Raw genomic sequence first — 23,335 nt, 5'->3', positions numbered from 1 at the left:
CTCACCGGCACGGAGGGGCCGACCCCGCCTGGTACCCGCGACCGCGGCGCGCGGTGTCCGATGGGGACTCCCCGTAGGCCTGGCGGTAGTAGGTCGAGAAGCGACCGGCGTGGTTGAAGCCCCAGCGGTAGGCGACGGACATCACCGACTCGTCACCGCTGCGGAGGTCCTGCCTGGCGTGCTCGAGCTTGACCTTGCGCAGGTAGCCGGTCGGTGAGGTGTGCACCGCCTCCTGGAACGAGATCTGCAGTCTCCGCGCCCCGACCCCGGCGTGCCGAGCGAGGTCGGAGATCGTGTAGTTGACCTCCGGGTTCGTCTCGATCAGGTCGATCACGCGCTTGACCGTGCGCGGTCGTGCCGGCGGTTGCGGGCTCAGGAGCGCGTCGAGATGGTCGTGGTTCTGCAGGTACAGCAGCCCGTTGATGAGCAGCTTCTCCAGGTGCTCCCGGTGGGTCGCGGACCGTTCCAGCAGGCCTCCGGGCCGGTCGACCTCCTCGATGAGCAGCCGGACCACGCCCAACCAGCTGGCCGCCGTCGGCGTGGTCAGGTCGACTCCGAGGTCGAAGCGGACATCGGTGGCGACGGGATGCCCCAGGAGCGCCTCGAGTTCCGACTCGACCGCTGCCTTCGAGATCTTGATGCATATCTGCGCGGAGTCCTCGCTCCACCACGGCAGCACCGTGTGGTCCCGCGGGGTGAAGACGGCGCCTCGTCCGGGGGTGGCCAGGACCTGCCGGTCGCCGCACTCGGATGCGATCCGCCCCGACACCGCAACGTTGACGTGGTACGCGCCGAGGGCGCCCGGATCCACCATCGCCTCCGACCCGAACCGCAGGAAGCCGAGCGTCGTGTAGTTCAGCCGGACCGCGCTCAGCAGCGACGTGCTCAGGTCCGCGGACCGGCTCAACGTCTCCACGCGAGCCGGGTAGTAGTAGGCGCCCAGGTTGTCCCTGATGACCTCCAACGAACTGGATCGGCAGACCTCGCGGTGGGCGAGAACGGGCTCGGAGCCGCCTGCCGCGAACGCCGGCTGTGGTGGTCCGGGCGCGGTCGATGACATGCGCTCTGCCATGACGGTGCGCTCCCTTGCGCTCGTCGCGGGTGACAGCCGGGTGAAGCGCCATCGTCTTGTCGGTGGCGACATGCGTCAACGACTTCGACGTCGATCAGGTGCAGTGGCCACAGCGGGGTTCGCGTCCCGGACCGCCCGGTTCGCAATGTGGCCGGTGACGGGCCCGCCGCGTGGCCGGGGTTCGCAACTCGGCTACGCCGGACGCGATGTGGCTCCCTCGCCGGCGCGCGGCCTTCCACTCTCTCCCTCGTGCATGACGGCGATCACAAGAGCAGGACCGATCTGCACCGACCGGCCGCCGTCGTCCGTTCGATCGAGGAGAAGCAATGTCGTCATCGCTGAGCGAGGAGCCCAGGACGGGCGTCGCCGACGCTCGCTGTCCGGTCAGCCACCTCGCCGAGAAGTTCGACCCGTTCAACGACCCCTACCTGCAGGACCCCTACAGCCTGTGGCAGGAGGCCCGCAGGGACGAGCCCGTCTTCTACAGCCCGTCGCTCGACTACTGGATCGTGAGCCGGTACGACGACGTCCGGCAGGTCTTCATGGACACCGACTCGTTCTCGGCCGCCATCTCGATCACCCCGCTCAAGGAGCTGTGCGCGGCGGCGATCGACGAGCTGGTCAAGGCGCAGATGGTGATGGGGCCCAGCCTCGTCAACGAGGACCCGCCGCTGCACACCGATCGCCGCAAGTACATCCGCGACGCGCTCGTCAGCCCCGCCCGTATCGAGGAGGTGCGCCCCCGGATCCGCGAGTTCGCCAACCGGTACATCGACGGCTTCGTACAGCGCGGGCACGCCGACCTCGTCACCGACTTCGCCTGGGAGATCCCCGCACTCGTGGCGTTCGCCCTGATGGGCGTTCCCGACGAGGACGTCGAGCGTGCGAAGGAGTACTCCGGCCGGCTCGCCCTGTTCACGTGGGGCTATCCGAGCGAGGAGGAGCAGACCCAGCTCGCGGCCGGCATGGGCCAGTACTGGACCTACGCCGGGGAGCACGTCCGGCGTCGGCTGCAGGAGCCCACCGACGACTACATCAGTGAGTTGATCAAGGCGTGGCGGGCTCCCGGGAACGAGGAGCTCTTCGACGAGAACTACCTCGTCACGACGATGATGAACTTCCTGTTCGCGGGCCACGAGACGACGACCAACGCCACCGCCAACGGCCTGCTGGCACTGATGGAGAACCGCGGGCAGTGGGACGCGCTGTGCGCCGATCCGTCGCTGGCGGCGAACGCGGTGGAGGAGATCCTGCGCTACAGCTCGTCGGTCATCGCGTGGCGACGTGAGGTGGTCACGGACGCCGTCGTCGGAGGTGTGACGCTCCCGGCCGGGTCGAAGGTCCTCGCCGTCACCGGCTCCGCGAACCACGACGAATCCGTGTTCCCGGAGGCCGAGACGTTCGACATCACCCGAGCCAACGCCAAGAAGCACTTCGCATTCGGCATCGGTCGGCACCTGTGCCTCGGTGCGGCTCTGGCCCGGATCGAGATGCAGATCTTCCTCGAGGAGCTGAGCCGGCGCCTGCCGCACATGCGGCTCGTCGCCGGGCAGGAGTTCGCCTACTCGCCGAACACCTCGTTCCGTGGCCCGGAGCACCTGCGGGTCGAGTGGGACCCGTCGGCGAACCCGATCGAGGCCGACCGGCCCGGCTGAGCGGAGCCGTCGGCACGGGGGAGCCGGGGCGTCACCGGTTTCCGCTCCGGAGACCGACGCGGGGGCGGGACCCCCGCCGCGTCGGCGCTCGACGGCGGTACGTGTCGCCGAGCCCGTGTCAGCTCGCCCGGGCCGTCGGGACGCTGCTCCGGCGTGTGCACGACGGTGGCCGGCGCCCCGGGCCGGGCGGTGCCGGGCCCCGGCAGTGCCGTGGACGACGTGCGGGCCAGCTCGGCGAGAGCGATCTCCGCTGTCGGGAACGTACTGAACTCGCCGATGACCTGGCATGCGCGCAGCGGCAGCAGGTGAAGTCGGCCGGAGCAACCGACCAGGTGGATGCGTACCCCGCGCGCGCCGGTGCTGTGCCGTGCGTGCCGGACGGTCTCCAGACCACCCGGCTCGAAGCTACGCACGCTCTCGAGGTCCACCAGCAGGTCGGTGAGGTGGCGATGGCCGGCGGCGACCAGGTCGAGCTGGGCGTCGACCAGCCGCAGCAGGCTCGCCGCCGCGGTCCGGTCCAGGGTCCCGGCGAGCCGGATCAGCCGCACCCGTTCGTCGGGTGTCTCGACTGCCATCTGGAAGTGTGCCGACTGGAACTTGTCTGCGTGCATGCGCGCCCCTCGGAGTGGACGGCTGCGCTCTCAACCGAAACCGGAACGATAGCGACACCGGCACCCGAAGACAACCGGTGACGGCAGGACGCCGACGAGGTGTGGTCGCCGGCGGTGTGGGTAGACCTCGTCGATGAGGCCCGAGCTGCGCGCCCTGGTGACGAACGACGACGGCGTCGACTCGCCCGGTCTCGCCGTGCTGGCACGGGCCGCCGCCGAGGTCGGGTTCGACGTGGTCGTCGCCGCGCCGGACCGGCAGTACTCCGGGTCGGCGGCCTCGCTGACCGCGGTCCAGACGCACGGGCGGACCGTGACCGAGGAACGACCTCCGTGCGGCGGCGCACCCACCTACGCGGTGCGCGCCGCCCCGGCCCACATCGTCGTCGCCGCGTTGTCCGGCTGGTTCGATCCGCCCCCCGACCTGGTGCTCTCCGGCGTGAACCGGGGCTCCAACGTCGGGCGCGCCATCTTGCACTCGGGAACGGTCGGTGCGGCGCTCACCGCCGCCCTGCACGACCGCCGTGGCCTGGCCGTCTCGCTCGACGTCGCGCTGGGGTCGACCCGCGACGAACACTGGGAGGCGGTCCACGAGCACCTGCTGCCCGTCCTGGGCCTGGTGGAGCAGGCCGAGGTGGGGACGGTGCTCTCGCTCAACGTCCCGGACCTGCCGGCCGACCGGCATCGTGAGCTGCGCAGTGCCTCACTCGACCCGCGGGGGTCGGTGCAGACCCTCGTCGAGGAGTCCGGGGTCGACGGGATGGTGGTGCGCGAGGTCGAGGTCGCGGGCCCGCCGGAGCCCGGCAGCGACCGGGCCCTGCTCGCCGACGGGCACCCGACGCTGACCGCGCTGCACGGGGTCGGCGAGGCCGCCGAGCGGATCGACCTCCCGGACTCCCCGGACCGGGCGGGGCGACCGTGAGCGCCGCGCAGCCGGGCCGGGAGGCGTCACCGGTCGTCGTGTTCGCGCCGTCGCCGATCGTGACCGTCACGATCGAGGACCGTGCGGGCACGCCCGAGCTGCACGTGCACGCCGGCGGCCAGGGCGTCTGGCAGGCCCGCATGCTCGCGGCACTCGGTACGCCGGTGCGGCTGTGCTCGGCGGTGGGGGGCGAGACCGGCCGGCTGCTCGAGAGGATGATCGCAGTGGAGGGGGTCGAGCTGCGGACCGTCACCTCCGCCGCCCGCAACGGTGGCTACGTCCACGACCGGCGGGAGGCGGCCGAGCGGGTCGAGATCGCCGCCGAGGAGGCGATGCCGCTCGACCGGCACGAGGTCGACGGCCTCTACGAGCTCACCCTCGCCGCCGGGCTCGAGGTCGGGACGGTGCTGCTGTCCGGTCCGCAGTCGGAGACGGTGGTACCGCCGGCGCTCTACCGTCGGCTCGCCGAGGACCTGACGGCCAACGACGTGCGCGTGGTGGCCGACCTGTCCGGAGCGCGGTTGGAGGCCGTCCTCGAGGCCGGGGTCGACCTGCTCAAGGTGTCCGACGACGAGCTCGTCGAACACGGCCGGGCGGCCTCCACCGACGTCGACGACCTGGTGCGGGCCATGCACGAGCTGCACGAGCACGGCGCCCGGGCACTGGTGGTCAGCCGCGCCGCCGACCCCGCCCTCGCCTTCGACGGTACGGAGGTGCTGGTCGTGACCCCGCCGCCGGTCGGGACGGCCGACCCGCGCGGGGCCGGTGACTCGCAGACCGCGGGGATGACGGCCCGGCTGGCCGCGGGCGACGGGTGGACGTCGATCCTGCGGGTCGGGGCCGCGTGCGGGGCGTTGAACGTCGTCCGGCACGGTCTCGGCACCGGCGCGCCCGAGACGGTCGAGGTGCTGGCCGAACGGGTCGGGATCGCCCCGCTGGAATAGCTCCCTCGGCCGCCTAGGAGACGCCGCGGTCGGTGGTCGTCCAGTACGTGGCGCGCAGCTCGCGCTTGAGGATCTTGCCGGCGCCGGACATCGGCAGGGCGTCGACGAACTCGACGCTGCGCGGGCACTTGTAGCCGGCGATCAGCTCGCGGCAGTGCTCGCGCACCTCGTCCGAGGTGACCGTGGATCCCGAGGCGGTCACCACGACGGCGTGGACACGTTCGCCCCACTGCTCGTCGGGGACCCCGATCACGGCGCAGGAGGCGACGGCCCGGTGGCGGGCCAGCGCGTTCTCGACCTCGGCGGAGTACACGTTCTCGCCGCCGGAGACGATCATGTCCTTGATCCGGTCGACGACGAACAGGTAACCGTTCTCGTCGAGGTAGCCGCCGTCGCCGGTGTGCATCCACCCGCCGCGCAGCGCGGACGCGGTCTCCTCGGGCCGGTTCCAGTACCCGAGCATCACGTGCGGCCCGCGGGACACGATCTCGCCGACGGTGCGCACCGGAACGTCCTCGTCGTTCTCGTCGACGATCCGGACGGCGCTGTGCGGCGCGGCCCGGCCGGCCGAGCGCCGCAGCCCGTCCTGCGCGTGGTCGCCGGGGGTGAGGATCGTGCACACCGGGGACAGCTCGGTCATGCCGTACATCTGCGTGAACTCGGCGCCCGGCAGCCGTTCGGCCGCACGCTCCAGCACCGCCTCGCTGATCGGGGACGCGCCGTAGAGCAGGCGCCGCAGGCTCGACAGGTCGTGGTCCGCGGTGTCGGGGGAGTCGATGAGCATCTGCACCATCGTCGGGACCAGCAGGACGTCGGTCACCCGGTGCTCGGCGATCGCGGTGGCCACCCCGGCCGGGGTGAACCCGGGCACGATGACGTGTGTGCCGCCGAGGAGGTTGCGGGCGACCCAGGCGGCGCCGTCGGCCAGGTGGAACATCGGCGCGGTGTGCAACAGGCGGCCGCCCGGGACGAGGAAGTGCTCGGTCGCGGCGGTCCCCAGGGCGGAGCTGAGCAGGTTCGCGTGGCTGAGCATCACGCCCTTGGGACGTCCGGTGGTGCCGCCGGTGTAGTAGACCGCGGCGAGGTCGTCACCGCCGCGCCCGGCGTCGGGCACCGGTTCGTGGGTGGCGATCAGCTCCTCGTAGGACAGGAGGCCCTCGGGCGCCGGGCCGTCGCCGCAGTGGATCACCGCTTCGACCGAGGGCGCGCGCTCGAGGACGGCCGGGACCTGGCCGAGGAACGTGTCGTCGACGAGCAGGACCCGGGTGCCGGAGTCGACGAGCGAGAAGGCGATCTCCTCGACGCTCCAGCGGGTGTTCACCGGGACGCCCACGCCGCCCGACCACGGCACCGCGAGCTGGAACTCGTGGTAGTCGTCGCGGTTCAGGGCCAGCATCGCCACCCGGTCACCCGCCCCGATCCCGAGCGTGTGCAGCGCGCCGGCGAAGCGGGCCACCCGGTCCCGGCACTGCGCCCAGGTGCGTGTCCGGTCGCCGAACACGGTCGCGGCCAGGTCGGGGGTCTGTTGTACGGCTCGGTCGAGGGCCTGGGTCAGTCGCACGAGACACCTTCCACGCTGAAGTCGGGTCGGACGGGATTCACTGATCGGGCCGCAACACGGCGTGCGCGAGGGCGGCGATCTCGGCGTCGATGCCGGGGTGGGAGCGCAGGTGCCGGATGCGGGTGAGGCTGTTGACCACGGCGAGTGCGGCGTGCACGAGGACGCGGGCCTCGCTCACCTCGAGGCCCGGGCGGGCCGCGCGGAACAGGGCGACCCATTCGGCCACGTAGTCGAGCTGCCGGGTCCGGAAGGCGGTGCGGCGCTCCGCGGGGAGATGGATGATCTCGGAGAGCAGGATGCCGACGAGCTGCGGGTCGGTGGAGGCGAACGCGGTGTAGTCCTCGACCAGCAGGCGCAGTGCCGACGCCTCGTCGTCGGCGCGGGCCAGGACGTGGTGCAGCCCGAGCCAGAGGCGCTCCTCCCCGCGGCGCAGCGCGGCCTCGAGGAGGTCGTTCTTGGTGGGGAAGTGGTTGTAGACGCTCGGGCCGGCGATACCGGTGGCGGCGCCGATGTCGATCAGGCCGACGGAGGGGTAGCCCCGCTCGGCGAACAGGCGCACCGCCGCGGCGAGCAACGCCTCCCGCCGGGAGGCCGGGACCAGCCGCGGCGGGTCGTGACGGCCGGCCGGGCCGGTCGCCGCCGGCGCCGGCAACGGGGCGGCGAGGCAGGCGCGGGCCGAGCCGGTGATCAGCTGCCGGAAGCGTTCCGGGTCGGGTGAGGACCGGTGGTGCGACGGGCTGTCGAGCACCGACAGGGCGGCCCACGTGCGGATGTCTGCAGCCGCGCGGTCGGGCGATGCGGCGCCGAGGGTCTCGGACAGTGCGCGCAGACGGTGCCGGATCGCGCGCCGCTCCGGCTCCGGTAGGTGCCCGGCCTCGCGCTCCCAGATCACCCCGAAGCCGCGGCGCTCCAGCCCGACGCGGGCGATGCCGTCCACGGGGTCGGTGCCCGGGGCGTGCGCGGCGCGTTCGAAGTGGGTCAGGTCGTCGTCGAGGACGGCCAGGAGCAACTCCTGCTTGCCGCGGAAGTGCCGGTAGAGCGCGCTGGCGCCGATGTCGACGGAGGCGGCGAGGTCGGCCATGGCGACCCGGTGGTATCCCTGGGACCAGAAACGCTCCCGCGCCGCGGCCAGGATCTGCTGCTTGCGGTCGCGCGGCCGGCGTCGCGGGGCCGCGTCCCGCGCCGGGGTGCCGGTGGTCATCGGTCCGTCCTCCCTGCCGTCGTCCCTGCCGTCCTCACCGTCGGTCTTCGGGCGCAGCTCACGGCGTCGCAGTGACGCTGTCGGCGGGCCGGAAGCGGGGGACGCGGCGTTCGGCGAACGCGGCCACGCCCTCCGGGCAGTCCGGCGCCGCGGCCAGCGCGACGATCAGGGCGCTCTCCGCCTCGGCGGCGGCGTCCGGGGTGGCCGGTGCCGCGGCCAGCAGCGCCCGCGTCGCCGCGACCGCGGTCGGCGAGCAGCTCGTCGCCACCTGCCGCGCCCAGCCGAGGGCCGCCTCGAGCAGCCGGTCGGCCGGCAGGACCCGGGACACCAGACCGGATGCGAGGGCCTCGGCGGCGTCGACCCGCCTGCCGGAGAGCAGCCAGTCCGCGGCGCGGCCGGGCCCGACCAGCCGTGGCAGGTGATGGGTCGACGCGCCCTCCGGGCAGAGTCCGAGCCGGGTGAACGGGAACACGAAGCGGGCGTGCTCGGCGGCGAAGCGCACGTCGGCCGCGAGCGGGATCGTCGCGCCGCCTCCCGCGGCGTCGCCGTTGATCGCGGCGACCACCGGGACGGGGAGCCGGGCGATCGCCGCCCCGACGCGTGCGGCGGGCTCGCGGTAGCCGGGGCGGTCGCCGCCGTCGTCGGCGAACAGGCGGCGTATCGACTCCGGCCCGTCCACCAGGTCGGCACCCGCGCAGAACGTGTCGCCGGTTCCGGTCAGCACCACGGCGCGGACCCGCCGGTCGCCCGCCATGTCGTCCAGCGTGGCGATCAGTGCCTCGGCGAACCCGACCGTCAGCGCGTTGCGCGGCGGCCGGTCCAGGGTGACGGTGGCGACGCCGTCCTCGACGTCGACCCGGACCTCGCCGCCGTCAGCCGGTGAGGCCGCCACCGCAGACCACCACCTGTCCGGAGACGTAGTCGCTCTCCGGCTGGCAGAACAGGTAGACCGCGCCGGCCGCCTCGGCCGGGGTGCCGGCCCGGCCGAGCGGGATGCCGGTCTCGAGCCGGGCGAGCAGGTCGGGGTTGACGCCGACCTTGATCTGCCGGCCGTCGACGTCGATGCTGGCGTCCCCGCCGGCGGGGGCCTCGGTGAGCCGGGTGCGGATCAGGCCGAACGCGACGCAGTTGACGGTGACGTCGTAGCGGCCCCACTCCTTGGCCACCGTCTTCGTCAGCCCGGTGACGCCGGCCTTGGCCGAGCTGTAGTTGACCTGCCCGGCGTTGCCCGCGGTCCCGGCGACCGAGGAGATGTTGACGACCTTGCGGGTGACCCGCGGTACCCCGGCCGCGCGCTCGGCCTTCACCGCGGCCGAGATGACCGGCTGGGCCGCGCGCAGGATCCGGAACGGCGCCTTGAGGTGCACGTCGAGGATGTCGTCCCACTGCTCGTCGGTCATCTTCTGCACGACCGAGTCCCACGTGTAGCCGGCGTTGTTCACGATGACGTGCAGGCCGCCGTAGGTGTCGGTGGCGGTGTCGACGAAGCGCTGCGCGAAGCCGGGGTCGGTGACGCTCCCGGCGCACGGGGTCGCCGTCCCGCCCGCGGCGGCGATGTCGGCGGCGGTCTGCTCGGCGACGTCGGAGTCCAGGTCGTTGACGACGACGGACGCGCCGGCGGCGGCGAGCTTGAGCGCGATCTCGCGCCCGATGCCGCGACCGGATCCGGTGACGAGTGCGACGCGGTCGGCCAGGGGCGCGGTCATGGGTTCTCCGTTGCGAGGGCCGTGTCGAGGGGGGCTGGGTCGAGGGCCGGGCCGAGCGCGATGACGGCGTCGCCGGTCAGTGTCGTGGTGCCGTCGGCGAGGACGACGGCGAGTTCGAGGGTGGCGCGCCGCTCGCCGTCGACGGTGTCGATCGCGGTGACCCGTCCACGGCAGGTCGGCCGCGCGTGCACCGGGGTGATCGCGGCGAAGCGCACCCCGTAGGAGCGGATCGCCCGCTGGTCGACCCACCCGGTGAGCAGCCGTCCCAGGTAGGCCATCGACAGCATGCCGTGGGCGAACACGTCGTCCAGACCGGCCGAGCGGGCCACGTCGAGGTCGAGGTGGATGGGGTTGAGGTCCCCGGACGCGGGCCCGAACAGGGCGAGCGTCGTCCGGCTGATCGGTGCGATCTCCAGCGGCGCCGGCTCGGTGCCGACCTCCGCCCGGTCGAGTGCGGTGCTCACGATCGCGCCTCCCGGACGACGATGGTCTCCTGCAGGTCGGCGACCGCGGACCCGTCGGCGCGGGTCACGGCCGTCTCCCGGACGAGGAACTGCAGCGCCCCGCCCTTCTTCTCGTATGTGTCGACGATCCGCGGCGCGAAGGCCAGCGTGTCCCCGGCGTGCGCCATGCAGTGGTAAGTGAACCGCTGTGAGCCGTGCAGTACGGCCGTCAGGTCGACGCCGAGCGCGCCGAGCCAGGCCATGTCCGAGCCGATGCCGAACAGGAACGTCGGCGGCACCGGCAGATCGGGGTGCCCGGCCGCGCGGGCGGCGTCGAGCTCGGAGTAGACGGGGTCGGTCTCGCCGATCGCGTGCGCGAACGCCCGCAGTCGGCCCCGCTCGACCTCGACCTCCGCGGTCGGGTGGACGGTGCCGACGACCGAGGGGTCGATCGCCGCGCTCACGCCGCGAGCCGCTCGTAGAGTGTGACCACGCACGCGCCGCCGAGGCCGAGGTTGTGCTGCAGCGCCAGCGTGACGCCGTCGACCTGGCGCGGGCCTGCGGTGCCGCGCAGCTGCCAGACCAGCTCCGCGCACTGCGCCAGCCCGGTCGCACCGAGCGGGTGGCCCTTGGACAGCAGCCCGCCGGAGGGGTTGGTGACCACCTGGCCGCCGTAGGTGTTGTCGCCGGCCAGTACGAACTTCTCCGCGGAGCCCTCCGGGGTCAGGCCCAGGCCCTCGTAGGTGATCAGCTCGTTGGTGGCGAAGCAGTCGTGCAGCTCCACCACCGCAACGTCCTCCGGCGACACCCCGGACGCCTCGTAGACCTGCGCCGCGGCGGAGGCGGTGAGGTCGTAGCCGACGATGCGGCGCATGTCGCCGGCGTCGAACGTGCTGGCGGTGTCGGTGGTCATGGCCTGCGCGCGGACGACGACCGAGGCGTCGAGGCCGTGCCGGCGGGCGAAGTCCTCGCTGCACACGACGGCCGCGGCGGCGCCGCAGGTGGGCGGGCAGCACATCAGGCGGGTCAGCGGGCCGTAGATGGCCGGGGAGGCGAGCACCTGCTCCTCGGTGACCTGGTCGCGGAACACCGCGTAGGGGTTGTTCGCGGCGTGCCTGCGCGCCTTCACCGCGATCTTGGCGAAGGTGGCCTGCTCGGTGCCGTAGCGCTCCATGTGCTCGCGCCCGGCGCCGCCGAAGTACTGGGCCGCGAACGGGGCCTTCTCGTCGCGCTCCTGCATCGGGCGGGCGGCGTCGTCGAAGATCGCGAACGGTGACGTCCGGTCGGGGTAGCCCATGGCCAGCGCGCCGTTGACCATCTGCTCGAAGCCCAGCGCCAGCGCGCACTCGACCGCGCCGGAGGCGACCGCCTGGCGGGCCAGGAACAGCGCCGACGAGCCGGTCGAGCAGTTGTTGTTGACGTTGACGACCGGGATGCCGGTCAGTCCGACCGGGTAGAGCGCGGCCTGCCCCGAGGTCGAGTCGCCGTAGACGTAGCCGACGTAGGCCTGCTGGACGAGGCCGTAGTCCACGCCCGCGTCCTGCAGAGCCTCCCGCGCGGCCCGGGCGCCCATCACCTCGTAGCCCTGCGTCTCGCGCGGCTTGGTGAACGGCACCATCCCGACTCCGGCGATGTGCGCGCTGCGGCTCATGAGCATTCCTTCCGGCCCGGTCGGCCCTTTCGCGAAGGCCGTCCAGCTGGTTGTATGTGACCGGAACGAGCTAATCACAGTTCACATATCTTCGACAAGCATCCGCTCACCGTGGAGGGGAACCGCATGGCCGACGCCGGGACGACCGGAGTGATCTCCGGGGAGCGCCACGTGTCACACGAGGAGCTGGCGGCACGCACCGCCCGCGCCGCGACCGTCCTCGACGCGCGCGGCGTCCGGCCCGGATCGAACGTGGCGATCATGCTGCGCAACGACATCGCGTTCCTGGAGGCCACCTACGCCGTCCAGATGCTCGGTGCGGTCCCGGTGCCGATCAACTGGCACTACCGCGGCGAGGAAGTCGGCTACATCCTCGCCGACTCGGCGGCCGTCGTGCTCGTCGTGCACGCCGACCTGCTCGGCCAGCTCGACGGTGCGGTTCCGGACGGGTGCGCCGTCCTGGTCGTCGACACCCCACCGGAGATCGCGGCGGCGTTCGGGGTCGACCCGGTGCCCGCGCCCGCTCCGGGTGGGTCGTCATGGGACGCGGCGGTCGGAGCCGCGGCGCCGTGGACCGGGGATCCGCGCCCGCCCGCGGCCAGCACGGTCTACACCTCGGGGACGACCGGGCGTCCGAAGGGGGTGCGGCGTTTCGCCCCGCTGAACCCGGCCGACCCCGACGTCGCCGCCGGTTTCGCGATCCTGGGTATCGGCCCCGCCATGCGCACCGTGGTGTGCGGGCCGATGTACCACACCGCGCCCAACGTGTTCGGCATCGTCGCAGGCCGGATGGGCGGGCTGGTCGTGATGGCTGCCCGCTTCGACGCCGAGGAGCTGCTCGCCCTCGTCGAGCGCTACGCGATCACCAGGCTGCACGTCGTCCCGACGATGATGATCCGCCTGCTGGCGCTGCCGGCCGAGGTCCGCGCCCGCTACGACGTCTCCACCCTCACCTCGGTCACGCACGCCGCGGCGCCGTGCCCGCCGGAGGTCAAGCGCGCCTTCATCGACTGGCTCGGCCCGATCGTCAACGAGTACTACGGCGGCACCGAGACCGGCGTCGTCGTCGGCTGCTCGGCGACGGAGTGGCTCGAGCACCCGGGAACGGTCGGGCGGGCGCTGCCCGGCTGCAGCGTCGGGATCCTCGGCGACGACGGGTCGTGGCTGGGCCCCGGTGAGATTGGCGAGGTCTACCTCTGGAACTCCGGCTTCGGCGACTTCACCTACCACGGCCGCGACGACGACCGGCGCGGAATCGAGCGCGACGGCCTGGTCACCATCGGCGACATCGGCCACCTCGACGAGGACGGCTTCCTGCACCTCTGCGACCGGCGCACCGACATGATCAACTCGGGTGGGGTGAACATCTATCCGGCTGAGATCGAGGCCGTCCTGATCACCCATCCCGACGTGCGGGACTGTGCCGTGCTCGGTCTGCCGGACCCGGAGTACGGGCAGTCGGTCGCCGCCGTCGTCGAGCTCACCGAGGGCGCCACCGGAGACGTCGATGCGATCAGGGCGTTCCTGCGTGGCCGGATGGCCGGGTTCAAGGTGCCCCGCCGGATCGTCGTCGTCGACGACATGCCCCGGGAGGACTCGGGCAAGGTCTTCAAGACCAGGCTCCGCGAGCGGCTCGTCCCGGCGACCTGAGCCCGGCCGGCGTCCCACTCAGTTGAAGCGTGAGTAGGCGGGCTCCGACCAGCCGGACGGGAAGGCGTTCTCGACCCACACCGACCCGGTGATCCGGAAGGCCGTCTCCCGCCCGGTGGCGGGCCGATCCGGCGCGTCGCGCGACGGGCGGACCTCCGCCGTGCCGCTCAGCTGCAGGGTCGCCCCCGACCGCCAGTCCGGGAAGAGCAGTCCCGCCGCGGGGTTCACGCGGAGGTTCCCGACCGTCATCAGCATCGCGTTGCCGTCGTAGTCGGGCCAGGTCAGCTCCGTGAGCGAGACGACCCGGACGAAGCCGGGGTTGCCGCCGCGGTGCGAGACGTCCGCGCCGCCGGGGGCGGCCGTCGCGACGAAGAACGTGTCGGCGGTCGACACCAGCTGCGCCTCACGTGCGCCGAGCACCTCGCTCCGCGTCGCCACGCGACGGATGCCCGCGGGCTGCTCCTCCGGTGCCGCGCGGGTCTGGATGTACTTCGGGCAGTTGCCGAACGCCTGGTGGATGTCCACCTCGGCGCCGCTGTCGACCGGCCTCCAGCGACCGTTGATCCGCAGCCGCCTGCGCAGCTCGAGGTCGATGGCGAGGGTGCCGACGTCGGCCCCGTCCTGTAGGACCTGGGCCAGCGGGTCGGTCGGCGGCACGCCCGCGGCGACCCGCAACGTGGACGGGTCGTCGGCGGAGAGGAACCCCTCCGGCCCGTGCAGGCCGGTCGCCCACGCCCGGCCGTCGCGGTCGAGGGCGCCCACCACCAGCATGCGTCGCCGGCGCAGGAAGTCCGACGCGCCGCCCGGGAGCGTGCTCGCGATGATCGGCCGGACCCTCTCCGCAGCGTCGGTGAGCCCGGCCTCCCGCTGCGCCGTCAGCTCGCCGGGGTGGAACGCCAGTCGGTCGATCATCACCGCACTCCTTCGCGCTCGTCGGTACGGCCCCGACATTACCGAATGACCGGTAACTTTGACGGCCGTAACGGCTACCCGCTCACGGCGGGGGCCGGCGGGCCCTCCGGGACGAGCAGGGCCGGCAGGAGTGCGACGGTCTCGTGGAAGGCTCCGGTGTTGCCGGTGACCCGCCCGAGGACGAGTGCTCCCTCGATGCGTACGAAGGCGTCCTCGGCGGCGCGCACCGCCGCGTCGGGCCGGCGCCCCGCGCGTCGGGACGCGTCGGTCATCGCGTCGATCCAGGCCGTCGCGAGCGACCGCGCGTGGTCGCGGATCCCCGGGGGTGCCCCGGCCAGCGTCATCGTGTCCAGCACACACGACAGGCTTCCCGCCCCGTAGAACTCGCCGAGCCTGCGCGCCGTCTCGGTGACCCCGCGGGTGACGGTGGGGTCCTCCCGCATCGGCTCGAGGATCCAGCCGAACCGCTTGCCCACCGCGTCCAGCGCCGCCTCCGCCATCTGCTCCTTGCCGCGGGGGAAGCGGTGGTAGAGGCTCGCGCGCTGGAGTCCGGAGGCCGCCGACAGGTCCCCGATCGCCGTCCCGTCGAACCCCTTCTCGCGGAACACCGACACGATCAGGTCGATGAGCAGGTCGTCGTCGATGGAGGGTGGACGTGCCATGGCACGACATTACCGAACTATCGGTAAACATGCTCGAGCGGCCGCGAGGTCAGTTCACGAAGCGGCGCACGGTCTCCGGGTGGATGACGACGCGGACCCAGTCGGCGGCCAGCATGCCCGCCAGCTCGTCGGACCGGGCCGCGGCGTCGGGTCCCCAGTAGCGCGCGAAGAGGCGGGCGAGAAGGTCGTGTACCCCCTCGTCGTCGAGCGTGGTGCGGCCGGTGACCGACACCCAGTGCTCGCGCTCCCCGACCGGGGAGGCGACGACGATCGAGGCGCGGGGGTCGCGGCGCAGGCGGCGCACCTTCACCGCCTCCGGGTCGGTGAACATCGCGATCGTGCCCTCGGCGGTGGCCTCGAACCACACCGGCCGGGGCTGTGCCGGGTCCGGCCCGCCGGCCACGGTCAGGAACCCGTGCAGGGGGCGTCGGAGGAGTTCGAGGTCCTGCGCGGTCAGGGTGCCGGTGTCGGTGGGGCTCATCGTGGTCCTTCCGGTAGGTATGTGCGGTGTGGCCGGTGGTGCGGGGTGGCTATCGCTGCCAGGCCCCCGCCGCCGCGGTCCGGACGACGTAGTCCTCGAAGGTCCGCGGGGAGCGGCCCAGGACGGTCGCGATGCCGTCGGTCGTCCCGCTGAGCACCCCGCGCTCGATCAGCTCGTACATCGCGGCGAGGGTGCGGACGTCGGTCGCGTCCAGGCCGGTCTCGACCAGGGCCGCGGTGTACTCAGCGGGGGAGATCTGCTTATAGGTGATGGGCAGATCGGATGCGCGGGAGATCAGCTCGGTGGCCTCGGCGAACGTGATCGCGCGCGGACCGGTCAGCTCGTAGGTCCGCCCGGCGTGCCGGCCGGGCTCGGCCAGCACCGTGACCGCGACCTCGGCGAGGTCCTCGATGTCGATGAACGGCTCGGGTACCTCGCCGGCCGGGAGCGCGAGCTCACCGACGAGCAGTGGTGCGTGGAAGAGCTCCTCGCTGAAGTTCTGGTCGAAGTTCGACGGTCGCAGGACGGTCCACTCCAGCGCCGATCCGCGCACGGCCTCCTCGGCCGAGAGCATGTCGTGTCCGAACGCGGAGTCGCCCCAGGTGTCGGCGCCGTGCCCGGAGAGAAGGACCAGCCGCGCCACGCCGGCGGCCTCGGCCCGTGCCACGAACTCGTGCACCGGGCCGGGCACGGTCGGTGGAACCAGGTAGACGGCGCCGACGCCCCGTAGTGCCGCGTCCCAGCCGCCGGGGTCGGACCAGTCGAACCGGGTCGAGCCGGACCGCGACGCGGCGCGCACCGGCGTGCCGTCGAGGCGCAACCGGGCGGCGACCCGCCGGCCGGTCTTGCCGGTGGCGCCGAGGACGAGGGTGGTGGTGTCGGTGCTCATGGGACCGATTCAACGGGCCCGGGTCGGACACATCCATAGGCGAAAGCCCGGATCGCCTGTGTGTTCGTCTAGCCTGGATGGCATGGACGCGTTCGGTGACCTGATCCGCGGGGTGCGGGCACACGGCTCGTTGTTCGGCAGCTCCACGCTGTCCCCGCCCTGGGCGCTGCACTTCGTGGACGGCGCGCCGCTGACGTTGTGCACCGTTCTCGGCGGGTCGGGCTGGATCCTGACCGAGGACGACCCGCCCGAGCCGCTACGGGCCTACGACACGGTCGTCGTGCGGGGCCCCGCGACGTTCACCTTCGTCGACGAGGTCGACACCCGCGCGGAGCCGGTCGAGTGCGGGCAGGACTGCGCGACGCCCGAGCAGGGCGGCACCCGGCACCGTCTCGGTTGGGCCGACGACGGCGGAGACGGGGCCGACGACGGGCTCGGCGGCGGCGGGTCGACGACCCTGATCGTCGGCGCCTACCCGGTGCGCGGCGAGATCAGCCGCCGGCTGCTCGACGCGCTGCCCGCCGTGCTGCGCGTCGACGGCGGCGGTACCGGTGACCCGGTGCTCGACCACCTCGCCGCCGAGGTCGCCGTGGACACCCCGGGCCAGCAGGTGGTGCTCGACCGGCTCCTGGACTGGATGCTGGTGTGCACGCTGCGCGAGTGGTTCGACCGGCCCGGCGGCGAGCCGCCTGCCTGGTGGGCGGCCCAGCGGGACCCGGTGGCCGGTGACGCGCTGCGCCTGCTGCACGCCGAACCGGCGGCGCCGTGGACGGTCGCGACGCTGGCGGACCGCATCGGGGTGTCGCGGTCGACGCTGGCCAAGAGGTTCGCCGACCTGGTCGGCGAGCCGCCGCTGACCTACCTCACCCGCTGGCGGATGACGCTCGCGGCGGACCTGCTGATCGAGAAGAAGGCGGCGACGCTCGCCGACATCGCCCGCACCGTGGGCTACTCCGACCCGTTCGGGTTCAGCGCGGCGTTCAAGCGGGTCAGGGGCGTCAACCCGAGCGAGTTCCGGCGCATCGGCACCGCGGCGGCCGCGGCGACGGCCGGCTGATCGCCCTACGCGCCGTCCCCGAGGGCCCGCGGCGGCAGGATGCAGAACTCGTTGCCCTCCGGGTCGGCGAGAACGACCCACGGCAGGTCCGGCTCGTCGCCGAGCACGGTGGCCCCGAGCGCGACCACCCGGGCCACCTCGTCGGCCTGCTCACCGGTCTTCGGCGCGACGTCGAGGTGCACCCGGTTCTTCCCCGGCCGCGGTTCGCTGACGGACTGGAACAGCACCGACGGGCCGCCGCCCGGCACGGCGAGCTCCACGTAACGCACGCCGCGGGCGTCGGACCACCGGTCGACGGTGCCGCCCAGGACACTTCTCCAGAAGGCCGCCAGCGACTCGGCGTCGAGGGCGTCCACGGCCACGGCCAGCACACGGCTCGTCATGGTGCCCGCCCTACCGCGCCGGCCCGTAGGTGAAGGACCGGTCCTGGTCGGGCGGAAGAGCGGTGGCGGCGAGGCGGACCCGGGCGATCGTCAGATGCCGGGCCACCTCCGCGGTGATGCGCTCGGCGTCCGCACCACGATGTCGGTCGGTCCCGGACCCGCCGGCGGGGTAGCGCCGCCCGATCCGGTCCAGTGCCGTGAGGAGGTCTCCCACCGCGGAGCTACGCGCCGCCTGGTCCTGCGATGCCGTGTCGGAATCCATACGGGGGACTACCCGTCTGTGAGGCAGGTAACACGAACGGGGCCCGCGCCCACGCCATGATCGGCGCAACCGGCACGGAGGCGACAGATCTGTCGTGTTCCTGCCGGTTGCGCCGATCACCGGCGGTTCAGGCGCGCTCAGGACCTCACGACGAGGCCTCCGTCGGGTCGGTGGTGGTGGGTGACGGCTTGAGGCCGAGGTGCTCGCGCAGCGTGGTGCCCTCGTACCCGGTGCGGAACGAGCCGCGCTCCTGCAGCAACGGCACGACGGCGTCGGCGAACTCGTCGAGCCCGCCCGGGGTGATGTGCGGGACCAGGACGAACCCGTCGCTCGCGTCGGTCTGCACGGACTCGTCGATCGCCGCGGCGACGGTCGCCGGGGACCCGACGAACGTGTGCCGGGCGGTCACCTCGACCACGACCTCGCGCAGCGAGAGCCCCTTCGACTCGGCGAGGGACCGCCACTCGTTCGCGGTGGCGATCGGGTCCCGGTACATCCGGACACTGGCCCGGCCCCGGGACACGGTGTTCTCCCCGACGATCGGGTCCTCGGCGGGCAGCGGTCCGTCCGGGTCGCGGTCGGAGAGGTCGCGGTTCCACAGCTGCTCCGCGAACTTGATCGCGGTCTGGCCGCTGACCTGCTGGTGGCGCACGACGTCGGCCTTCTCGGCGGCCTCGGCGTCGGTGTCGCCGAGCACGAACGTCGCGGCCGGGAGGATCTTCAGGTCGGAGTGCTCGCGCCCGTATCGGGCCAGGCGGCCCTTCACGTCGGCGTAGAACGCGCGCCCGGCCTCCAGCTCGGCGTGCCGGCTGAAGATCGCGTCCGCGGACGACGCGGCGAACTCGCGCCCCTCCTCGGAGTCGCCCGCCTGCAGGATCACCGGACGGCCCTGCGGACTGCGCGGCACGGCGAAGCGGCCGCCGATGTCGAACTGGTCCGAGCTGATCGCGAACCGCCCGGCGTCGGGGTCGGCGAGGAACTCACCGGAGTCCTTGTCGGCGACGACCTCGTCGCCGTGCCAGGAGTCCCACAGTGTCCCGGTCGCGGACAGGAACTCCTTGGCGCGGGAGTAGCGCTTCTCCTGCGGGAGGTAGCCGCCGCGGCGGAAGTTCTCCCCGGTGAACTCGTCCCAGCTCGTGACGACGTTCCAGGCGGCGCGCCCGGCCGAGAGGTGGTCCAGCGAGGCGAACTGGCGCGCCACCTCGTAGGGCTCGTTGAACGTGGAGTTGATCGTGCCGGCCAGGCCGAGGTTGCCGCGCAGCGTGTCGGCGGCGTAGGCGGTGCGGTACGCGCCCCGGCGTTGCAGCTCCGGGACCAGCGCGCGGGAGATGGCCTGCAGGTCGTGCGGGAGCACCCCGGGCCGGAGCCGGACACCGGACAGGCCCGCCGCCCGCCAGCCGAGGATCTCCTCGGCCAGCTCGGCGGGGGTCCCGACGAACACGTGCGCGTCGCTGATCAGCTCACGGCCCAGGAGGCCGTCCAGACGCGCCTTGCGCTCGCGCGCGGCGCCCGCGTCGGAGTCCAGGAACACGACCACGTCTCCGAGCACGTGCACCGGCTCGCGCGCCCGCCCGGCGCGGTCCTGCTCGTCGCGGACCTCGCGCAGGATGCCGGTCGCGTCGGCGTCGTCGCGCGGGGTCGTGAACACCAGGTCGGCGGCACGTCCGGCGAGGCGGTAGGCCACCGTGCGGTGGGCCAGGACGGCGATCGGCGGCTGCCCCTGCGGCGGGCGCGGGGTGATCGAGGGCCCGCGGACGGAGAACGACGCGCCGTCGAAGTCGATGTAGTGCAGCTTGCCGACGTCGACGAACCGGCCGGTCGCGACGTCGCGGATCTCGGCGTCGTCCTCCCAGCTGTCCCACAGCCGGCGTAGGACCTCGGCGTAGTCGGCCGCCTCGTCGAACAGGTCGGCCAGCGGCCCGGTGTCGTCGGCGCCGGGGGCGTCGCGGTCGAAGTCCGGGATCGTCCGCCGGCCGAACAGGGCCGCTTCCTCCGGGCGGGCGGAGGTGCGCAGCTGCACCCCGGCCCGGCCGGTGCTCACGTAGTCCAGCGTCGCGATCGCCTTGGACGCGTGGAACGGCTCGGTGTGCGTGACGACCTGGCTCGGCACGATCCCGATGTGGCTGGTCACCGGGCCCACCCGGTTCGCGATCAGCACCGCGTCCAGACGTCCCCGGACCTGGTCGGTACGCGCGTCCGGCCGCGACGTCGACGACGACTGCAGCCCGAGCGCGTCCTCGATTGTGACCAGGTCGGCCAGGCCGCGTTCGGCCTCGGCGACCAGGTCGGTCCAGTACCCGCCGGTGAGCAGGTCGCCGGGGCGGGCGCCCGGCTCGCGCCACGCGGCGGGATGCCAGCCGCAGTCGGCGAGAGCGACGGCGAGATGCAGGTCCGGCGAGCCGGACACGGGCCCGATGGCCATCGGGAGTCCTTCCGATGAGCGGAACGGCGATGATCGGAGAGAGAACGCGCCGGGAGACGTCCCGGCGCCGTGGCGCGAGCGCGCCGGGCGTCGTCAGCGACAGCCCTGGGCCGTGACCCGGTGCAGATCCACGTGACGACGACGCGTCAGGGGGCAGCTGCGGGACACGTATCGAGACTCTGCCGGTGCGGGGGCGGTGTCAACAGGCCCGCGCCGCCACGCACGTGGTGCACGCCACGTCCTACGACGAGAGCCCCGCCCGGAGAAGACCGGTGCGGGGCTCTCGTGTGCGTCGAGGGGGGGGCTCAGAGGTTCTTGCGGGCGGCGGCGAGGCGCTGCTCGGCGTCGGCCCAGTTGACGACGTTCCACCAGGCCTTGACGTAGTCGGGCTTGACGTTCTTGTACTGCAGGTAGAACGCGTGCTCCCACATGTCGAGCATGACGACGGGGGTCTGTGCGGCGGGGAGCTGGGACTGCTGGTCGTAGAGCTGGTGGATCAGCAGGCGGGAGCCGAGGGCGTCCCAGGCGAGGATGGCCCAGCCGGAGCCCTGGATGGTGGTGGCGGCGGCGGTGAAGTGGGCCTGGAAGGCGTCGAAGGACCCGAAGTCCTGATCGAGGGCGGCGGCGAGTTCACCGGTGGGCTTGTCGCCGCCGTCGGGGGAGAGGTTGTTCCAGAAGATGGAGTGGTTGACGTGGCCGCCGAGGTTGAAGGCCAGGGTCTTCTCGAGTCCGACGATGGCGCCGAAGTCGTTCTTGTCGCGGGCGTCGGCGAGTTTGTCGAGGGCGCCGTTGAGGCCTTGGACGTAGGTGTTGTGGTGCTTGGAGTGGTGCAGCTCCATGATCTCGGGCGCGATGTGCGGCGCGAGGGCGTTGTAGTCGTAGGGCAGATCCGGAAGCGTGTACTCGGCCATGGGAGCAAGCCTCGTTGCTGAAGCCCGGTCGAGGTCAAGTGTGGCGCCGGACACCGTGGTGCGCAGAGTCATGGACCGGCGTGCTCGGGCCGTACCGGCCCCATCCCTAGAATCGTGGGGGCCGTCGGCCGATCTGGGCGGCGCGGGATGGCCGGGAGCGGGTCGGCCCCGCGAGGTGGAGCTCGAGTGGTGGGAGTGGGTATGGCCCGAGTGGAGTCCGTGCAGCTGGTCGACGACCTCGACGGGGGTGCTGCCGACGAGACGGTGTCGTTCTCCCTCGAGGGCTCCCGGTGGGAGATCGATCTGACGGCTGCGCACGCGGCGGCGCTGCGTGCGGTGCTGGCTCCGTTCGTCGGTGCGGCGCGACCGTCCTCGGACGGCGCACCGGGCCGGACGGCCCCGCGCCCGAGCTCCCCCCGCACGTCGGAGGCCACCCGAGGCCAGACCGCGGAGATCCGCCGGTGGGCGCTCGCGAACGGGTTCGAGCTCTCCGGGCGCGGCCGGATCCCGAACGCGGTGGTGGAGGCCTTCGACGGCCGGTCGGGGGCCCGGACCCCGGCCGCGCGGGCCGATGCGCCCACACCTGACCACGACGGGACACCGGCACCCGCACCGGCACCGGCGGCCGAGCCGCCGAAGCCGGGCGTGGCCGGGCCGGTCGACCTGAGCGGCCTGTTCAAGGAGGCGTCGGTCCGCTGACCCGGACCGGGCCGCAGGAGGTGCGCGTGGTGAGAACGCAGGTGCCCGGACGCGGGGCGACGCCGGGGGTGCCCGTATGACGGAGCCGGGGGTGCCCGTATGACGGACCGGTCCGGGCCTCCGGACGGGCTCCCGGACGGCTCCGTCGCGCGCAGCGCGGCCCGGGACCTGCAGGCACGGTTCACCGAGCTCTACGCCGGCGGGGACCCGTGGCAGGCGGACTCCTGGTACGAGCGCCGCAAGCGCGGCGTCGTCCTGGCCTCGTTGCCCGTCCGGCGCTACGGCACGGTGTTCGAGCCCGGCTGCGGAGCGGGCGAGCTGACGCTCGGGCTCGCCGCGCGCGCCGAGCGGGTGCTGGCGTCGGACCCGGTCCCGGTGGCCGTCGGACGCGCCGCCGACGCCACCCGGCACCTGCCCGGGGTGTCGGTGTCGGTGGCCGCGCTGCCCGACGCCGTCCCGGACGCGCCGGTCGATCTCGCGGTGTTCAGCGAGGTCCTCTACTACCTCGACGACGCGACGGTGAGCCGCACGCTGGACCGCACGCTCGCCGTCACCCCGGCAGGCGCCGACGTGGTCCTGGTGCACTGGCGCGGGTTCCCGCCCGAGGCACCGCGCGACGCCGAGGCGACCTACCGGATGCTGCGGGACCGCCCGGAGCTGGAGACCGTGGTGTCCCACGTCGACGAGCACTTCCTGCTGCACGTCCTGCGGCGCGGGTGAGCCCGGCCGGTCTCAGGATGCGAGGGCCTCGGCGCGGCCGGCCTTCCAGGCGGCCGTCGCGATCGTGCGCAGGGCCGTCTCGACGCTCAGGTGGCCCTCGTCGAGGTCGTCCAGCGTCACCGTGACCAGTACGTCGATCGCGGCGCGGGCCTCGTCACCCCCGGCGGGGTCGGGGGTGGGGAGCATCGTCGTCGTCCGGCGCGGGTACGGGCACCGCGTGACGGTATCGGCGCCGAACCGCGGCCGCGTCCACAATGGTGAGGATATCCGCCGTTCCGCGGACCTGGCGGCGGTCCCGGGCGAGGGGCCCGGGGGTGGCGCACGTCCCCGGCCGATCCGCCGCGCACGGCGCAGAATGGCGGCAGGCGCGGACGGGAGAGAGCACGTGGACGGCGGTGCGGGCACGGTGTGGGCGCGATGGTCGCCCGGGGTGTCGCTGGTGTGCGCGGTGGCCGCGCCGTTCGTGGTGCTGGCCGGCGCCGGTCACGCCGCGGCCGTGCAGCCCCCCGGCTACGACCCGGTGC

The 23,335-nt window shown here is 73.1% G+C and carries 25 protein-coding genes; 7 read left to right on the top strand and 18 right to left on the bottom strand.

Annotation, left to right across the window (positions count from 1 at the left end):
• Position 1 precedes the first annotated feature (1 nt).
• Positions 2-1,072 carry an AraC family transcriptional regulator gene (locus I4I78_RS07695; RefSeq protein WP_218610525.1) on the bottom strand — a complete coding sequence of 357 codons (1,071 nt, stop codon included), beginning with the start codon at positions 1,070-1,072 and terminating at the stop codon, positions 2-4.
• 326 nt (positions 1,073-1,398) lie between these two features.
• Here I4I78_RS07695 and I4I78_RS07690 point away from each other — a divergent pair, with 326 nt between their 5' ends.
• Entirely contained in the window at positions 1,399-2,727 is a 1,329-nt protein-coding gene (locus I4I78_RS07690) for a cytochrome P450 (protein ID WP_218610524.1), read from the top strand.
• On the opposite strand, the gene I4I78_RS07685 is transcribed toward I4I78_RS07690, so the two are convergent.
• Complete coding sequence (locus I4I78_RS07685; protein WP_218610523.1) at positions 2,634-3,338, bottom strand: STAS domain-containing protein; 705 nt, start codon at positions 3,336-3,338, stop codon at positions 2,634-2,636. The two genes, I4I78_RS07690 and I4I78_RS07685, sit on opposite strands and share 94 nt — an antisense overlap.
• A gap of 133 nt (positions 3,339-3,471) precedes the next feature.
• On the opposite strand from I4I78_RS07685, the gene surE reads away from it, so the two are divergent.
• Together surE and I4I78_RS07675 are read left to right on the top strand one after the other, a co-directional pair.
• Positions 3,472-4,257 (top strand): 5'/3'-nucleotidase SurE, encoded by a 786-nt coding sequence (surE, locus tag I4I78_RS07680; RefSeq protein ID WP_226379288.1) that lies wholly within the window; start codon positions 3,472-3,474, stop codon positions 4,255-4,257.
• The gene (locus I4I78_RS07675) at positions 4,254-5,201 is read left to right on the top strand and encodes a PfkB family carbohydrate kinase (RefSeq protein WP_218610522.1); all 948 of its coding nucleotides are present in this window, start codon (positions 4,254-4,256) and stop codon (positions 5,199-5,201) included. Before surE ends, I4I78_RS07675 begins: the two co-directional genes overlap by 4 nt.
• A gap of 13 nt (positions 5,202-5,214) precedes the next feature.
• Here the strand turns inward: I4I78_RS07675 and I4I78_RS07670 are convergent, their stop codons facing one another.
• Genes I4I78_RS07670 through I4I78_RS07640 form a run of 7 tightly spaced genes read right to left on the bottom strand, consistent with a single transcriptional unit; the run spans position 5,215 to position 11,763 of the window.
• The gene (locus I4I78_RS07670; RefSeq protein ID WP_218610521.1) at positions 5,215-6,762 is read right to left on the bottom strand and encodes a long-chain fatty acid--CoA ligase; all 1,548 of its coding nucleotides are present in this window, start codon (positions 6,760-6,762) and stop codon (positions 5,215-5,217) included.
• Between the two features lie 37 nt (positions 6,763-6,799).
• Positions 6,800-7,963, bottom strand: coding sequence for a TetR/AcrR family transcriptional regulator (locus I4I78_RS33555; protein WP_218610520.1), 1,164 nt, complete (start codon positions 7,961-7,963; stop codon positions 6,800-6,802).
• 58 nt (positions 7,964-8,021) lie between these two features.
• Positions 8,022-8,855, bottom strand: a complete 834-nt coding sequence (locus I4I78_RS07660; protein ID WP_218610519.1) for an enoyl-CoA hydratase/isomerase family protein — start codon at positions 8,853-8,855, stop codon at positions 8,022-8,024.
• The gene (locus tag I4I78_RS07655) at positions 8,836-9,669 is read right to left on the bottom strand and encodes an SDR family NAD(P)-dependent oxidoreductase (RefSeq protein ID WP_218610518.1); all 834 of its coding nucleotides are present in this window, start codon (positions 9,667-9,669) and stop codon (positions 8,836-8,838) included. The genes I4I78_RS07660 and I4I78_RS07655 overlap by 20 nt, the downstream gene beginning before the upstream one ends.
• Positions 9,666-10,133 carry a MaoC/PaaZ C-terminal domain-containing protein gene (locus tag I4I78_RS07650; protein ID WP_218610517.1) on the bottom strand — a complete coding sequence of 156 codons (468 nt, stop codon included), beginning with the start codon at positions 10,131-10,133 and terminating at the stop codon, positions 9,666-9,668. The genes I4I78_RS07655 and I4I78_RS07650 overlap by 4 nt, the downstream gene beginning before the upstream one ends.
• Positions 10,130-10,576: a MaoC family dehydratase N-terminal domain-containing protein gene (locus I4I78_RS07645; RefSeq protein WP_308251963.1), complete on the bottom strand. Its 447-nt coding sequence runs from the start codon at positions 10,574-10,576 to the stop codon at positions 10,130-10,132. The genes I4I78_RS07650 and I4I78_RS07645 overlap by 4 nt, the downstream gene beginning before the upstream one ends.
• A complete protein-coding gene (locus tag I4I78_RS07640; RefSeq protein ID WP_218610516.1) occupies positions 10,573-11,763 on the bottom strand; it encodes a lipid-transfer protein in 1,191 nt (396 codons plus the stop codon). Before I4I78_RS07640 ends, I4I78_RS07645 begins: the two co-directional genes overlap by 4 nt.
• A 126-nt stretch (positions 11,764-11,889) precedes the next feature.
• Between I4I78_RS07640 and I4I78_RS07635 the strand changes: the two genes are divergently transcribed.
• Positions 11,890-13,413, top strand: a complete 1,524-nt coding sequence (locus tag I4I78_RS07635) for an AMP-binding protein (protein ID WP_218610515.1) — start codon at positions 11,890-11,892, stop codon at positions 13,411-13,413.
• 18 nt (positions 13,414-13,431) lie between these two features.
• Here I4I78_RS07635 and I4I78_RS07630 read toward each other — a convergent pair whose 3' ends face one another.
• The 4 genes from I4I78_RS07630 to I4I78_RS07615 form a co-directional block, all read right to left on the bottom strand.
• Positions 13,432-14,325 (bottom strand): pyridoxamine 5'-phosphate oxidase family protein, encoded by an 894-nt coding sequence (locus I4I78_RS07630; RefSeq protein ID WP_218610514.1) that lies wholly within the window; start codon positions 14,323-14,325, stop codon positions 13,432-13,434.
• A 74-nt stretch (positions 14,326-14,399) separates the two neighbouring features.
• Positions 14,400-14,987 (bottom strand): TetR/AcrR family transcriptional regulator, encoded by a 588-nt coding sequence (locus I4I78_RS07625; protein ID WP_218610513.1) that lies wholly within the window; start codon positions 14,985-14,987, stop codon positions 14,400-14,402.
• A gap of 49 nt (positions 14,988-15,036) precedes the next feature.
• Positions 15,037-15,468 carry a pyridoxamine 5'-phosphate oxidase family protein gene (locus I4I78_RS07620; RefSeq protein WP_218610512.1) on the bottom strand — a complete coding sequence of 144 codons (432 nt, stop codon included), beginning with the start codon at positions 15,466-15,468 and terminating at the stop codon, positions 15,037-15,039.
• A gap of 49 nt (positions 15,469-15,517) precedes the next feature.
• Positions 15,518-16,357, bottom strand: a complete 840-nt coding sequence (locus tag I4I78_RS07615) for an NAD(P)H-binding protein (RefSeq protein WP_218610511.1) — start codon at positions 16,355-16,357, stop codon at positions 15,518-15,520.
• A gap of 82 nt (positions 16,358-16,439) precedes the next feature.
• Here I4I78_RS07615 and I4I78_RS07610 point away from each other — a divergent pair, with 82 nt between their 5' ends.
• Complete coding sequence (locus I4I78_RS07610; RefSeq protein WP_218610510.1) at positions 16,440-17,414, top strand: AraC family transcriptional regulator; 975 nt, start codon at positions 16,440-16,442, stop codon at positions 17,412-17,414.
• A 5-nt stretch (positions 17,415-17,419) separates the two neighbouring features.
• Here I4I78_RS07610 and I4I78_RS07605 read toward each other — a convergent pair whose 3' ends face one another.
• The 4 genes from I4I78_RS07605 to I4I78_RS07590 all read right to left on the bottom strand — a co-directional run bounded on the left by I4I78_RS07605 (position 17,420) and on the right by I4I78_RS07590 (position 21,392).
• Positions 17,420-17,797 carry a VOC family protein gene (locus I4I78_RS07605; protein WP_218610509.1) on the bottom strand — a complete coding sequence of 126 codons (378 nt, stop codon included), beginning with the start codon at positions 17,795-17,797 and terminating at the stop codon, positions 17,420-17,422.
• A gap of 10 nt (positions 17,798-17,807) precedes the next feature.
• Entirely contained in the window at positions 17,808-18,059 is a 252-nt protein-coding gene (locus tag I4I78_RS07600) for a hypothetical protein (protein WP_218610508.1), read from the bottom strand.
• 145 nt (positions 18,060-18,204) lie between these two features.
• Entirely contained in the window at positions 18,205-20,481 is a 2,277-nt protein-coding gene (locus tag I4I78_RS07595) for an NtaA/DmoA family FMN-dependent monooxygenase (RefSeq protein ID WP_218610507.1), read from the bottom strand.
• Between the two features lie 305 nt (positions 20,482-20,786).
• A complete protein-coding gene (locus I4I78_RS07590; protein WP_218610506.1) occupies positions 20,787-21,392 on the bottom strand; it encodes a superoxide dismutase in 606 nt (201 codons plus the stop codon).
• 201 nt (positions 21,393-21,593) lie between these two features.
• Here I4I78_RS07590 and I4I78_RS07585 point away from each other — a divergent pair, with 201 nt between their 5' ends.
• Positions 21,594-22,091 carry an Lsr2 family protein gene (locus tag I4I78_RS07585; RefSeq protein ID WP_218610505.1) on the top strand — a complete coding sequence of 166 codons (498 nt, stop codon included), beginning with the start codon at positions 21,594-21,596 and terminating at the stop codon, positions 22,089-22,091.
• A gap of 99 nt (positions 22,092-22,190) precedes the next feature.
• Positions 22,191-22,811 (top strand): SAM-dependent methyltransferase, encoded by a 621-nt coding sequence (locus I4I78_RS07580; RefSeq protein WP_218610504.1) that lies wholly within the window; start codon positions 22,191-22,193, stop codon positions 22,809-22,811.
• Positions 22,812-22,823: 12 nt separating this feature from the next.
• On the opposite strand, the gene I4I78_RS07575 is transcribed toward I4I78_RS07580, so the two are convergent.
• Positions 22,824-22,997: a hypothetical protein gene (locus I4I78_RS07575; RefSeq protein ID WP_218610503.1), complete on the bottom strand. Its 174-nt coding sequence runs from the start codon at positions 22,995-22,997 to the stop codon at positions 22,824-22,826.
• Between the last annotated feature and the right edge of the window lie 338 nt (positions 22,998-23,335).

Source organism: Pseudonocardia sp. KRD291 (assembly GCF_019263595.1).
Lineage (GTDB): Bacteria > Actinomycetota > Actinomycetes > Mycobacteriales > Pseudonocardiaceae > Pseudonocardia.
This window is presented reverse-complemented; position numbering and strand designations above follow the sequence as displayed.

What these genes read in the sequence shown, in the direction of transcription:
- I4I78_RS07635 (WP_218610515.1), top strand. Translation starts at nt 11,890, where the DNA reads ATGGCCGACGCCGGGACGACCGGAGTGATCTCCGGGGAGCGCCACGTG.
- surE (WP_226379288.1), top strand. Translation starts at nt 3,472, where the DNA reads ATGAGGCCCGAGCTGCGCGCCCTGGTGACGAACGACGACGGCGTCGAC.
- I4I78_RS07615 (WP_218610511.1), bottom strand. Translation starts at nt 16,357, where the DNA reads ATGAGCACCGACACCACCACCCTCGTCCTCGGCGCCACCGGCAAGACC.
- I4I78_RS07575 (WP_218610503.1), bottom strand. Translation starts at nt 22,997, where the DNA reads ATGCTCCCCACCCCCGACCCCGCCGGGGGTGACGAGGCCCGCGCCGCG.
- I4I78_RS33555 (WP_218610520.1), bottom strand. Translation starts at nt 7,963, where the DNA reads ATGACCACCGGCACCCCGGCGCGGGACGCGGCCCCGCGACGCCGGCCG.
- I4I78_RS07585 (WP_218610505.1), top strand. Translation starts at nt 21,594, where the DNA reads ATGGCCCGAGTGGAGTCCGTGCAGCTGGTCGACGACCTCGACGGGGGT.
- I4I78_RS07640 (WP_218610516.1), bottom strand. Translation starts at nt 11,763, where the DNA reads ATGAGCCGCAGCGCGCACATCGCCGGAGTCGGGATGGTGCCGTTCACC.
- I4I78_RS07595 (WP_218610507.1), bottom strand. Translation starts at nt 20,481, where the DNA reads ATGGCCATCGGGCCCGTGTCCGGCTCGCCGGACCTGCATCTCGCCGTC.
- I4I78_RS07630 (WP_218610514.1), bottom strand. Translation starts at nt 14,325, where the DNA reads ATGATCGACCGACTGGCGTTCCACCCCGGCGAGCTGACGGCGCAGCGG.
- I4I78_RS07685 (WP_218610523.1), bottom strand. Translation starts at nt 3,338, where the DNA reads ATGCACGCAGACAAGTTCCAGTCGGCACACTTCCAGATGGCAGTCGAG.
- I4I78_RS07625 (WP_218610513.1), bottom strand. Translation starts at nt 14,987, where the DNA reads ATGGCACGTCCACCCTCCATCGACGACGACCTGCTCATCGACCTGATC.
- I4I78_RS07655 (WP_218610518.1), bottom strand. Translation starts at nt 9,669, where the DNA reads ATGACCGCGCCCCTGGCCGACCGCGTCGCACTCGTCACCGGATCCGGT.
- I4I78_RS07600 (WP_218610508.1), bottom strand. Translation starts at nt 18,059, where the DNA reads ATGGATTCCGACACGGCATCGCAGGACCAGGCGGCGCGTAGCTCCGCG.
- I4I78_RS07620 (WP_218610512.1), bottom strand. Translation starts at nt 15,468, where the DNA reads ATGAGCCCCACCGACACCGGCACCCTGACCGCGCAGGACCTCGAACTC.
- I4I78_RS07695 (WP_218610525.1), bottom strand. Translation starts at nt 1,072, where the DNA reads ATGGCAGAGCGCATGTCATCGACCGCGCCCGGACCACCACAGCCGGCG.
- I4I78_RS07610 (WP_218610510.1), top strand. Translation starts at nt 16,440, where the DNA reads ATGGACGCGTTCGGTGACCTGATCCGCGGGGTGCGGGCACACGGCTCG.
- I4I78_RS07690 (WP_218610524.1), top strand. Translation starts at nt 1,399, where the DNA reads ATGTCGTCATCGCTGAGCGAGGAGCCCAGGACGGGCGTCGCCGACGCT.
- I4I78_RS07580 (WP_218610504.1), top strand. Translation starts at nt 22,191, where the DNA reads ATGACGGACCGGTCCGGGCCTCCGGACGGGCTCCCGGACGGCTCCGTC.
- I4I78_RS07605 (WP_218610509.1), bottom strand. Translation starts at nt 17,797, where the DNA reads ATGACGAGCCGTGTGCTGGCCGTGGCCGTGGACGCCCTCGACGCCGAG.
- I4I78_RS07590 (WP_218610506.1), bottom strand. Translation starts at nt 21,392, where the DNA reads ATGGCCGAGTACACGCTTCCGGATCTGCCCTACGACTACAACGCCCTC.